The 11,533-nt window shown below is 66.8% G+C and carries 9 protein-coding genes; 5 read left to right on the top strand and 4 right to left on the bottom strand.

Features of this window, described 5'->3' with window-relative positions; all coding sequences use genetic code 11:
- Nucleotides 1–22: 22 nt before the first annotated feature.
- Complete coding sequence (locus J3489_RS15875) at nt 23–1,636, top strand: phospholipase D-like domain-containing protein (RefSeq protein ID WP_206999553.1); 1,614 nt, start codon at nt 23–25, stop codon at nt 1,634–1,636.
- A gap of 50 nt (nt 1,637–1,686) precedes the next feature.
- A complete protein-coding gene (gene fumC / locus J3489_RS15870; RefSeq protein ID WP_206999551.1) occupies nt 1,687–3,087 on the top strand; it encodes a class II fumarate hydratase in 1,401 nt (466 codons plus the stop codon).
- Nucleotides 3,088–3,197: 110 nt separating this feature from the next.
- On the opposite strand, the gene J3489_RS15865 is transcribed toward fumC, so the two are convergent.
- Nucleotides 3,198–3,704 carry an acyl-CoA thioesterase gene (locus J3489_RS15865; RefSeq protein WP_206999798.1) on the bottom strand — a complete coding sequence of 169 codons (507 nt, stop codon included), beginning with the start codon at nt 3,702–3,704 and terminating at the stop codon, nt 3,198–3,200.
- Nucleotides 3,705–3,996: 292 nt separating this feature from the next.
- Complete coding sequence (locus J3489_RS15860) at nt 3,997–4,134, bottom strand: hypothetical protein (RefSeq protein WP_206999549.1); 138 nt, start codon at nt 4,132–4,134, stop codon at nt 3,997–3,999.
- Nucleotides 4,135–4,393: 259 nt separating this feature from the next.
- Between J3489_RS15860 and J3489_RS15855 the strand changes: the two genes are divergently transcribed.
- Nucleotides 4,394–5,110, top strand: coding sequence for an ArsR/SmtB family transcription factor (locus J3489_RS15855; protein WP_206999547.1), 717 nt, complete (start codon nt 4,394–4,396; stop codon nt 5,108–5,110).
- Between the two features lie 175 nt (nt 5,111–5,285).
- Nucleotides 5,286–7,733 (top strand): FecR family protein, encoded by a 2,448-nt coding sequence (locus tag J3489_RS15850; protein ID WP_206999545.1) that lies wholly within the window; start codon nt 5,286–5,288, stop codon nt 7,731–7,733.
- A gap of 247 nt (nt 7,734–7,980) precedes the next feature.
- Here the strand turns inward: J3489_RS15850 and J3489_RS15845 are convergent, their stop codons facing one another.
- Together J3489_RS15845 and J3489_RS15840 are read right to left on the bottom strand one after the other, a co-directional pair.
- Nucleotides 7,981–8,952, bottom strand: a complete 972-nt coding sequence (locus tag J3489_RS15845; RefSeq protein WP_206999543.1) for a thymidylate synthase — start codon at nt 8,950–8,952, stop codon at nt 7,981–7,983.
- Between the two features lie 147 nt (nt 8,953–9,099).
- Nucleotides 9,100–10,467 (bottom strand): sigma-54 dependent transcriptional regulator, encoded by a 1,368-nt coding sequence (locus tag J3489_RS15840; protein WP_206999541.1) that lies wholly within the window; start codon nt 10,465–10,467, stop codon nt 9,100–9,102.
- 544 nt (nt 10,468–11,011) lie between these two features.
- Between J3489_RS15840 and J3489_RS37675 the strand changes: the two genes are divergently transcribed.
- Nucleotides 11,012–11,506, top strand: coding sequence for a hypothetical protein (locus tag J3489_RS37675; RefSeq protein WP_242540057.1), 495 nt, complete (start codon nt 11,012–11,014; stop codon nt 11,504–11,506).
- Nucleotides 11,507–11,533: the final 27 nt, after the last annotated feature.

Genomic DNA, 11,533 nt, shown 5'->3' with positions numbered 1-11,533 from the left:
GCGTCAAGCGGCATCGCGGGCGATGCGATGCACCGCGCTCCTCCTCTTGGCCACGCTCGCCGCATCATGCGCGACGCGGCCTCCCGCCAATTCGCTCGACCGCCCCATCGCACACGCGCTGCCGGCGTCGGCTGACACGCCGCTCTCCGAAGCGCTCGCGCCGCTCGAAAAAACCCATCCCGGCGAGTCGGGCTTCGTGCTGCTGCCGCGCGGCGCCGAAGCGTTGCAGATGCGCGTGGCGCTCGCGCGCGCCGCGACGAAAACGCTCGACATGCAGTACTACATCGCCGACGAGGACAACACCGGCAAGCTGCTGCTCGCCGCGGCGCTCTATGCCGCCGACCGCGGCGTGCGCGTGCGGCTCCTCGTCGACGACCTGAACTTCAAGGACATCGACAGCACGATGGCCGCGCTCAGCACGCATCCCAACATCCAGGTCCGCGTGTTCAACCCGTTCGGCAGCGCGCAGCAGGGGATGTTCGAGCGCACCGAGAATGTCTTCACGCAAATCGACGACTTCACGCGCCGCATGCACAACAAGGCGATGATCGCGGATAACCAGATCGCGATCGCCGGCGGCCGCAACCTCAGCGACGAGTACTTCGGGATGAGCTCGACGCTCGTGTTCCGCGATCTAGACGTATTCGCCGCCGGGCCCGTCACGCACGATATCTCGGCGAGCTTCGACACGTTCTGGAATAGTTCGGATTCCTACCCGCTCTACGCGCTGAACAAGCAGCACTTCGAGACGGCGGATCTCGACGCGACGCGCGACGCATTGCGCGCGCACTGGCGCGATAGCGCCGACGCCTACGACGCCAAACCCATCGACAAAACGCCGCTCGCCGAGCGGATCGCGCAGCAGCGGTTGGGGCTCACCTGGGCGAAAGCCGAATTTCGCGGCGACTCGCCGAGCAAGATCACGGCACCGAGCGACACCTATCAAAGCCCGCCGATGCACACCCTCGTTGAGGCGCTGCAGGCCGCGCAGCGCGAGGTGCTGATCCTGTCGCCTTACTTCGTGCCGCACAACGGCGGCGTGAAAGTGCTCGGCGAGCTGACGAAGCGCGGCGTGCGCGTGGCGGTGCTGACCAACTCGATGGCGTCCACCGACGCGATCTCCGTGCAGGCGGGCTACAGCCCGTACCGCGTGCCGCTGCTGCAGAACGGCGTCGAGCTGTACGAGTACAAGCCGCTCCACGAGACGCCCGACGCGCCCGAGACGCACGAGAGCATCGCAGGCTCCGAATCCCGCACGAGCTTGCACGCGAAGGTCTACGTGATCGACCGCAGCACGCTCGTGATCGGGTCGATGAATCTCGATCCGCGCTCGGCGCATCTGAACACCGAACTCGCGCTCTTCATCCACAGCCCGACGCTCGCGAACCAGGTCGCGCAACTGTTCGACCAGGCGACCTCGCTGCGCGCAAGCTACCGCCTGCGGCTCGCGACGCCTGCCGAAAGAGCGCAATTGCAAGGGCTTGCCGGATCCACGTCGCGCATCGTCTGGACGAGCGAGGAACTCGGCCCCGCCGGCCCGTATCTGAAGACCTGGACGCTCGATCCCGAAGCCGGTTTCCTCCGCAACGCACTCACGGGTCTATTCTTATTGTTGCCTATCGATTCGGAGCTGTGACGGCTGAGAGTCGGCGCCGAATCCGAACCCTCTGTCAATTGGAGCCGAACATGACCGACGACGTACGCATGGAACGCGATACCTTCGGCGAAATCGCCGTGCCGAGCGCGCACCTATGGGGCGCGCAGACGCAGCGCTCGCTGCAGAACTTCAAGATCTCGACGGAAAAGCAGTCGCCCGAGCTCATCAACGCGCTGGCCGTCATCAAGCGCGCGGCAGCGGAGGTGAATCTCGGCCTCGGCGTGCTCCCCGAAGACAAGGCGCGCGCGATCATGCAGGCCGCCGACGAAATCATCGACGGCAAGCATCCGGGCGAATTTCCGCTCGCGGTCTGGCAAACGGGCTCCGGCACGCAGACCAACATGAACCTGAACGAGGTGATCGCGAACCGCGCAAGCGAACTGCTCGGCGGGGAGCGCGGCGAGGCGCGCAAGGTGCATCCGAACGACGACGTGAACCGCGGCCAGTCGTCGAACGACGTGTTTCCGACGGCAATGCACGTCGCCGCCGCGTGCGGCTTGGTCAAGCATCTGCTGCCTGCGCTGAAGACGCTGCGCGCGACGCTCGACGCCAAGGCGCACGCCTTCGCCGACGTCGTGAAGATCGGCCGCACGCATCTGCAGGACGCGACGCCGCTCACGCTCGGGCAGGAGTTCTCCGGCTACGTCGCGCAGCTCGACCAGGGCATCAAGCACGTCGAATCGGCGCTGCCGCACCTGTATGAATTGGCGCAGGGCGGCACGGCAGTCGGCACGGGGCTCAACGCGCATCCGCAGTTCGCGCACAACGTCGCGCAGACAATCGGCAAGCTGACCGGCCTGCCGTTCGTCACGGCGCCGAACAAGTTCGAGGTGATGGCGGCCGCCGACGCGCTCGTGTTCGCGCACGGCGCGCTCAAGACCGTCGCGGCGAGCCTCATGAAGATCGCCAACGACATCCGCTGGCTCGCGAGCGGCCCGCGCTGCGGCCTGGGCGAACTGTCGATTCCGGAAAACGAGCCGGGCAGCTCGATCATGCCGGGCAAGGTCAACCCGACCCAATCCGAAGCGATGACGATGCTGTGCTGCCAGGTGTTCGGCAACGACGTCGCCGTCAACTTGGGCGGCGCGAGCGGCAACTTCGAGCTGAATGTGTTTCGTCCGATGATTGCGCACAACGTGCTGCAGTCAATTCGCCTTCTGGGCGACGGCGCGCACAGCTTCAACGACAACTGCGCGGCCGGCATCGAGCCGAATCGCGAACGCATCGATACGCTGCTAAACGAATCGCTGATGCTCGTGACGGCGCTCAATCCGCACATCGGCTACGACAAGGCCGCGCAGATCGCAAAGAAGGCGCACAAGGAAGGCACGACGCTGAAAGCGTCGGCGCTCGCGCTCGGCTATGTGACCGAGCAGCAGTTCGAGCAGTGGGTGCGTCCGCAGGAGATGGTCGGGAACGTGCAGAAGTAGCGGCACGTCGCCCAAACGAAGCGCCGTGACTGCGGACCGCCACGGCGCTTTTCACATGGAACGCACGGAGAATCGTCTTCGCGCGCGGTGCAAAAGCGGGAAGGCGCGCGTCAGATCTTCCCTTTCGCGATTTCCTCGGGCTTGAGCTCGATGATCGCGTCGAGCGCCGCCTTCACGTCCATCGCGTACTTGGCGATGCGCTTCTGCTCGTCGGTCTCCGGCACGAACGCCGGCACCGGAATCGGCGTGCCGTTTTCGTCGACGGCGACGAACACGACGAGACAGTCGGTCGTCAGACGCAACTGGCCGCTCTTCGGGTCGCCAGCCAGCACCGTCACGTGGATGTGCATGCTGGTGCGGCCCGTCGCGACGACGCGCGCGCGCAGTTCCACGAGATTGCCGACGAGAATCGGCCGGCGAAAGCGGATATTGCCGACGCTGACCGTCACGCAGTAGCGTCCGGACCAGACGGCGGCGCACGCGTACGCGGTCTCGTCGATCCACTTCATCAACGCGCCGCCGTGCACCTTGCCGCCGAAGTTGACGGACGTCGGCTCCGCGAGAAAGCGGAAGGTGGTTTCGGAACGGTCCAGCGGTGCGGCAGGCGTGCTCATGATGCCTCCCGCCGGGCCGCCCCAAGGGAGGCATCCGCCCCCTCGGGGGGAGCTTTGCATGGGACCGGAGTAAGCGCTAAAGCGCTAACTCCGGTCGACAGCGAACGGTAGCGAGCGTGGGGGCAGTTCATGTTGCCTCCCGCGAACGAATGTGAGCGTGGGGGTAGTTCACTATTGACTCCGGTCGGGCGAGGGATTGAAAGGAGTCGATTATAAAGGGGCAAACTGCCGCGCGCCGCGGGCATCACCCCGCGCGCAGAGACGCGAATCGTTCGCAAGCGCCACCCGTTTCCCGTTACTTCCGGAACGTGATGCCTTCGTCGATGGTGCCGTACATCGTGATGCTGCCCGAGCCGGCGCTCGGTGCCGGGCCGCCGCCCGCGCATGCGCCGCACAGCAAAGCGGCCAGCACCGCCGCCAGAAACACTTTCATGACTGCCCTTGTTGGTCGCGTTGCGCGAAGGAAGAAATCGATTCTAGCGCAGCGGGACGGGCGCACTCAGGATCCGGGCCGGCTCGCGGCCCTCGGGCGGCCCGCCGTCTCCTGAAGCTGCATTCGATATTTCGATTTGGCCTGAAACATCGAATGCAGCGCGGCGGTAGAGTATCGACGTGAGCCATCCTTCACGGTCGCGGCCATCCCGAACGACCCAACCGGCCACGCCACACCGCGCCTCTTACGGAGACCCGCCATGCCCGCCCCGCTTCCCGACCACAACGAAGGCCACTTCCCCGGCCTGAGCCGGATCGGCTCGCTGCTCGCCGATCCCGGCCGCGCCGCGATGCTCTGGGCGCTGATGGACGGCAGCGCGCGCCCCGCCGGCGAACTGCAGTTGATCGCGGGGCTGTCGCCGTCGGCGGCGAGCGGCCATCTCGCACGGCTCACCGAAGGCGGCCTGCTCGCGCTGGACGTGCGCGGACGCCACCGCTACTACCGGATCGCGACGCCCGACATCGCGGCATCGATCGAAGCGCTCGCCAACCTCGCGCAAGCGAGCGCGCCGCAGCGCGCCACGCCGCGTCCCGCGCGCACGGTGCCGCTCGAGATGCGCTACGCCCGCACCTGCTACGACCACATGGCGGGCGAGCTCGCGGTGCGGGTCTTCGAGAAGATGATCGGCGACGGCTGGCTCGTCCAGCACGGCGCCGCGATCGAAGCGACCGACTCCGGCGCCGAGAAGCTCGCGCGCCTCGGCGTCGACGTGGGCCTCGAGCACGGGCGCCGCCGCCGCTTCGCCTGCACCTGCCTCGACTGGAGCGAGCGGCGCGCCCATCTGGGCGGTGCGCTCGGCGCGGCGCTGCTCGAAAGCTGGTCGGAGCAAGGCTGGGTCGAGCGCGCCGAAAGGCCGCGCGTGCTGCGCATCACGCCCACCGGACGCCGCCGGTTCGACGCCATTCTTACGGCTTGAAAGCAGCCGAATTACGGCCGGCTTCGCGGCGAATTACGCATTTGGGGCCTGGACAATCTTTGTTACAGACGACGACGGGAGACTTACAAAACAGAGCGCTTTGATACAGGGGCAAACGCTAGAGTGAATTCATGGAATGCCGTAGCATCCCACCCGTCTCGGACCACGGACCATCATGAAAACGCCAACCCCATCGCCTCGACTGACCCTCCGTCGCCTGACGGGCTACGTCCTGCTTGCCGCCGCGCCGTTTGCGCTCGCCTCGCACGCGGCGTTCGCCCAAACCGAGCCGCCGCAGGGCGTGCCGCCGCAAACCGCGCCGGCCGCGCAACAAGTCGATCCGCCGAGTCGCGTCGCGCGCCTGAACTACATGGCTGGCGCGGTGACGACCGAGCCAGCCGGCGCGACCGACTGGTCGTACGCGACGCTCAACCGTCCGCTCACGACCGGCGATCAACTGTGGAACGACGCGAACGCCCGCTCGGAACTGCATATCGGCTCAACCGCCGTGCGCCTCTCCGCCGCGACGAGCCTCGACGTCCTCAATCTCGACGACGCCAACGCGCAGTTGAAAGTCGCGCAAGGCACGCTGTCGACGCACGTGCGCGAGCTCGCGCCGGGTTCGTCGTATGAGATCGATACGCCGAATGTCGCGGTCGGCGTGACCGGCCCGGGTGACTATCGCGTCGATGTCGCGCCCGACGGCAGCACGACAACAGTGACGGTCCGCGACGGCTCGGTCACGGTCTACGGCGACGGTGGCCAGGTGCCGATGTCGGCCGGCCAGCAAATCACGTTCTCCGGCACGAACCTGCAGCAGGTCGCGAGCAACGGCGCGCCGCCGCCCGACGCGTTCGACCAATGGGCAGAGAACCGCAATGCCGCCGAGAATCGCTCGATTTCCGCGCGCTACGTGTCGCGCGACATCCCCGGCTACGAGGATCTCGATGCGAACGGCACCTGGAGCAACGATCCGCAATACGGCGCCGTGTGGGAGCCGAACTCGGTGCCGCAGGGCTGGGCGCCGTATCACGAAGGTCACTGGGTCTGGCAGGCGCCGTGGGGCTGGACCTGGGTCGACGATGCGCCGTGGGGCTTCGCGCCGTATCACTATGGCCGCTGGGCGTACGTGGACGACCGCTGGGCCTGGGTGCCGGGGCCGCTCGTCGTCAGCGCGCCGCCCGTCTATGCGCCGGCGCTCGTCGCGTTTGTCGGCGGCGGGGGCGGCGGCGTCGACTGGGGCGTCGACCTCACGATCGGCGGCGTGGCCGCGGCGGGCGTCGCGTGGTTCCCGCTCGGCCCGGGCGAAGTGTGGCACCCGAGCTGGGGCGGCTGGAGCCCGCGCTACTACGAGCGCGTGAACCAGACGGCGATCGTCAACAGGAATGTGAACATCACCAATATCAACAACATCCACAACACGTACATCAACTACCGCGCGCCGGGCGCCGTGACGGCGGTACCGGCGACGGCCTTCGTCCACGGCCAGCCGGTCATGCGCTTCGCGCAGAAAGTCGACCCGCAGCAATGGCGCAACGCGCGGATCAGCGCGGGCGCGCCGGGCATCGCGCCGGTTCGTCAGAGCTTCGGGCCGGGGCTGCGCCAGGCGACCTATCGCCCGCCGCAAGCCGCGGCGGCACGGCAAATCGTCGCGACGCGCAGCCCGGTCGTCCCGGCCGCGTTCCACGATCAGCTCGCGCAGCGTTTCGCGCACGGCGGCGGCCAAGTGCGGGGCGCGGGCGAGCCGGTCGTGCGCAGCGCGCCGCCGGCCGGCTTCGCCGCGCAGCAAGCGCACGGCGCGCCGGCGCGCGACGTGCGGCTCGTCAACCTGCATTCGCCTGTGATGGCGCCGATGCATGGTCCGGCTCAGGTCGAGCAGCGTCCGGCGCCGGGTGCGCCGGGCGCGCCGGGTGCCCCGAATGCGCCGCGCCCGGAATTCGGACAAGCCGCGCCGCATACGCCGATGGCCGTCGAGCACGGTCAGCCGGGCAACGGCGTGCCGCGTCCGCCGCAGATGACCGGTAACGCGAACGGCCCGCAGCATGCGCCGGGGCCGATGGCGCAGCAGCGCGGCGAGCCGGGTGCCGTTCCGGGCCGCGAGGCGCAGCCGCAAGTGCCGCATCCGGAAGCCCGTGCGCCGCAAGGCGGCGAGCCGCGTCAAGAGGCGCGCATGCCGCAGGGGCCGCAGGCACCGCAGGGCGGTCAGCCGCGTCAGGAGGCGCGCGTGCCGCAAGCGCCCCAAGCGCCGCAGGGCGGCCAGCCGCATCCGGAGTTCCAGCAGCGCGAGGCGCAACAACCACGCGCCGAGCCGCAGCCGCGTCCTGAACAGCACGTCGGGCAGGCGCCGCAGGCTCGTCCGGAGCCGCGTTCGCAGCCGCAGCCGCAACCGCAGGTGCGTGCCGAGCCGCGTCCGCAGCCTCAGCCTCAGCCGCAGGCCCATGCCGAGCCGCGTCCGCAGCCTCAGCCTCAGCCGCAGGCCCGTGCCGAGCCGCGTCCGCAGCCGCAGCCGCAGGCCCATGCCGAGCCGCGTCCGCAGCCGCAACCGCAGCCGCAGCCGCGCCCGGAACAGCACGTCGAGCAGCACAGCGGCGGCGGCGGTCACGACGAGCACAAGCACGAATGAACGCCACGTCGTGCGAGCGTTGCATGGGACCCGAGTAACCGCTGAAGCGCTAACTCGGGTCGACCGCGTTGCATGGGACCCGAGTAACCGCTGAAGCGCTAACTCGGGTCGACAGAAATGTAAAACCCCGCCGGCATAGCCTGCGGGGTTTTTTTTCGTCCGAAGCAACCCAAGACGACGACAGGGTCGCCGCAAATCACCTACTCGTGTCCGCCACCCCCGCGCGTCGAATCTCGGCAGCGCGGAATCAGACCGCCATCGGCGCCGTCAACGGCGCGTGATGCCGGTAGCCGACCAGCGAAAAATCCGCCGGCTCGACCTTCTCCAGCCACTCGGGTTCGTAGACGCCCGTTTCCGTGTAGCTCGGCACGCGCTCGGAAATCACGAGCGTCGGGCTTTCGTACGGCTCGCGCTCGAGCTGCCGTTTCAGCATGTCGAGCTGGTTCTCGTAGATGTGCGCGTCGCCGATGAAATACGTGAACCAGCGCGGCGTATAGCCCGTCAAGCGCCCGGCGAGCGCCAGGAGCGCCGCGCCTTCGATGAGATTGAACGGCGTGCCGAGGCCGACGTCGTTGCTCCGGATGTACAGGCACAGCGAAATCTCGCGGTGCGCCGCGTTCGGCAGGAACTGATACAGCAGATGGCACGCGGGCAGCGCGATCTGGTCGAGCAGCGCCGGGTTCCAGCCGTGAAATAAAATGCGCCGGTCGCTCGGGTTCTGCATGATCGTATCGAGACATTGGCGCAGTTGGTCGACTGCCTTGTAGAGCAGCACCTTCCCCTGCCCGTCCTCGTCGAACTGCGTGACGATGCGATAACCGCGTGCAGTGGCATCGGCGATCTGCGCTGACGCATCCGCATTCAGCAGCTTGTACGCGGGCCACTTGCGCCACTGCACGCCGTACACGTCGCCGAGGTCGTCGGGCCCTTCGCGATACGGATTGGCAAGCCACTGCGGGTTTTCGTTCGCATTCGCGTCCCACACTTTGCAACCGAGATCGCGGAAATCCGCCGCGCTCCGCGACGCGCGCAGAAAGCCGACCAGCTCGCCGATCGCCGATTTGAACGCGAGCTTCTTCGTCGTCACAGCGGGAAAGCCCTGCTGCAGATCGAAGCGCATCATGGCGCCGGGGATACTGAGCGTGCGAATGCCGGTGCGGTTTTCCTGCCAGGTGCCGGTGTCGAGAATCGTGCGGACGAGGTCCAGGTATTGTTTCATTCGAGGTTTCCTTCGGCGCGGCGGGAAGCCGCGGAGGTGGCGATCTGCGGCAGCGCCGTGCCGCAGCTTTTTAGCGATAACCTCGATTCTAGCAAGCGGCGTTGCACCGCTCACGGCGCGTGCCCGGCAACGCACCGGGCGCGCGCGTCATCCCCCCGTCGCCGTTTCGGCTTCCATGTGCCGCATGCCATGCGCGCACAGCAAGCGATACAGCGTCACGCGCGAAATGCCGAGTTCGTGCGCGGCATCGCCGAGCCGTCCGCGATGACGCAGGAGCGCAAGCTCGATCGCCTGCCGCTCCGCCGCTTCGCGCGCCTGCGCTAACGAGACCGGCACGATCTCGACGTACTCCGCCAGCTCCAGATCGCCCGCCGTGATCGAACGTCCTTCCGACATCACGATCGCGCGCCGCACGCGGTTGATCAGCTCGCGCACGTTGCCGGGCCAGCCGTAGTTGTGGAGCGCCGCGACCGCGTCCGGCGAGAAGCCGCGCAAGCGCCGGCTCGCGTCTTTCTTGAAGCGGTCGAGCATATGCCGCGCGAGCAGCTCGATATCCTTGCCGCGCGCGCGCAGCGGCGGCTCGTCGATCTGCAGCACGCACAGACGGTGATAGAGGTCCGCGCGGAAACGCCCTTCGAGCATCGCCTGATGCATGTCGACGTGGGTCGCGGAAATGATGCGCACGTCGACCGGCACCGCCGCGTGTCCGCCGAGCCGCTCGACGGTGTGTTCCTGCAGGAAACGCAACAGGCTCGCCTGGCTTTCGAGCGGCAAATCGCCGATTTCGTCGAGAAAGAGCGTGCCCCCGTTAGCCGCTTCGACGCGGCCGATCTTGCGCTGATTCGCGCCGGTAAACGCGCCGCGCTCGTAGCCGAAGAGTTCCGATTGCAAGAGGTGCGGCGGGATCGCGCCGCAGTTGATCGCAACGAACGGCGCCTCGCGCCGCGGCGAGCGCTCGTGAATCGCGACCGCCGTCAGCTCCTTGCCCGTGCCCGATTCGCCGGAGATGAACACCGGCGCGTCGGTCATCGCGACTTTGCGGATCGAGCGGAAGAGCGCCATCATCGCGTCGCACGAGCCGACCATCTCGCCTTCGCCGACGTGCGCGCCATCGTTGATTGCCGCATCGGAATCGTCGAGCGACACCATTCCATAGGCGTGGCCGACCGAATCGACGATGCGGGTCTCCGCATAGGGCATCGTCACGTAGTCGAAACAGTAGTCGCGTATCAAGCGGCGCACCGCGGCGTCCTGCAATTGACCCGGCGACGTGGTCGCGACCCAGCCGACGTTGGGCATCGTCAGGCACGACTCGAATGCCACGATCTCGTGTTGCTGAAAATGGCTCGACAGATCGAGAAGACCGCCGGCCGCCATATCGCTTTTCACGGCGCGGCGAACCTCGCGCGCGCACCCGACGACATCGACATGCCAGCCGCGTTGGTGGAACTCCGAATTCAGCCGTGCGCTGGGTTCCCGAGTAACGTAAATCAGTTGCCGCATTGCGGATTCCATTCTTCAGATCCTCTCGTCAACAAACGCCAAGGATGACGACGCGCTCGAATCACCGGTTGCGAGCCCGCTGGATCACCTCGGTATTCGTATATCAAATACGATTACCGAACGGCCATTCCATTCCGTGTAGACAGCGGATCCCCGATATGCGGCGTGTGAAACGCTAATGACCACTGGAATGGTCTTATTTAGAAGGCTGAAGCTGTTTCGAGAGCTTACTATACCGCCGGGTCCACGAACACAAATATGCGAAGAAATTAATCGGAAGCTGCTTGCTATAAGGGCCTCCGCATAAAACCCTTCATTATTCATACAACTAATAAAAGCATTTTTTCCCGACACTCCGGAGTCCGCCGCCGCGATTTTGAAAGCGCGCCCCAATACGCAATTCCGCCGCATTTCGCCCCCCGTTTCAGCACTGAAACACTTTCCCTGGTTTTCGCGCGTCCCGCATTGCGACATTTTGGAGCCTGCCAATTACGGCAACGGTTTGCGGCCGATGGCATAGCTCTCGCTAAATATCCTGCACACCGGAGACAACGTCATGTCACTCGCTTTCTTTCCTCCTCTGCGTAAGCGCCCGCTCCTGGCAACGCTTCTCGCCGCGCTCGTTTCGCTTGCGGCGCCGGTCGCAGCCAGCGCGCAGGAAGCCGTCGATGCGAGCCCGCTGCAGATGGCGAATCTCGTCGCCGCCAATGCGTGGCCGATGCTCGCGCCGCTGCCGCAAAGCCTCGTCGCGACGCCCGCCGTGCTGGAGCTGAACGCGGCGCCGGCGGCCGACAGCGACGCGCTCGATGCCAGCGCGACGAGCGACGACGCCGTGTCCGTCAACGCGCCGCCGCTCGACGACCAGGTGCTGTCGCGGCAGCGCGGCGGACGCGTGGGCATGGTGACGGTCGCCGCGACGCCGCAGATCATGCGAGGCGGCAACGCCGTGACGCTGTGGGACGAAATCGCACCGCCCTCCGCCCCGCTGCCGGTTCCCGTCGACTCGGGACGCGCCGCGCAAGGCAACGTTGTGAGCTACACGCGAAAGTAAGCGCAGAAAGCCGCTGTAAGTCAGAAA

The organism is Trinickia mobilis (genome assembly GCF_017315705.1).
In the GTDB taxonomy this organism is placed as follows: Bacteria; Pseudomonadota; Gammaproteobacteria; order Burkholderiales; family Burkholderiaceae; genus Trinickia_A; species Trinickia_A mobilis.
This window is presented reverse-complemented; position numbering and strand designations above follow the sequence as displayed.

Excerpts from the sequence above, each read along its gene's own strand:
- J3489_RS15875 (WP_206999553.1), top strand. The coding sequence starts at position 23 with ATGCGATGCACCGCGCTCCTCCTCTTGGCCACGCTCGCCGCATCATGC.
- fumC (WP_206999551.1), top strand. The coding sequence starts at position 1,687 with ATGACCGACGACGTACGCATGGAACGCGATACCTTCGGCGAAATCGCC.
- J3489_RS15860 (WP_206999549.1), bottom strand. The coding sequence starts at position 4,134 with ATGAAAGTGTTTCTGGCGGCGGTGCTGGCCGCTTTGCTGTGCGGCGCA.
- J3489_RS15855 (WP_206999547.1), top strand. The coding sequence starts at position 4,394 with ATGCCCGCCCCGCTTCCCGACCACAACGAAGGCCACTTCCCCGGCCTG.
- J3489_RS15850 (WP_206999545.1), top strand. The coding sequence starts at position 5,286 with ATGAAAACGCCAACCCCATCGCCTCGACTGACCCTCCGTCGCCTGACG.
- J3489_RS15845 (WP_206999543.1), bottom strand. The coding sequence starts at position 8,952 with ATGAAACAATACCTGGACCTCGTCCGCACGATTCTCGACACCGGCACC.
- J3489_RS15840 (WP_206999541.1), bottom strand. The coding sequence starts at position 10,467 with ATGGAATCCGCAATGCGGCAACTGATTTACGTTACTCGGGAACCCAGC.
- J3489_RS37675 (WP_242540057.1), top strand. The coding sequence starts at position 11,012 with ATGTCACTCGCTTTCTTTCCTCCTCTGCGTAAGCGCCCGCTCCTGGCA.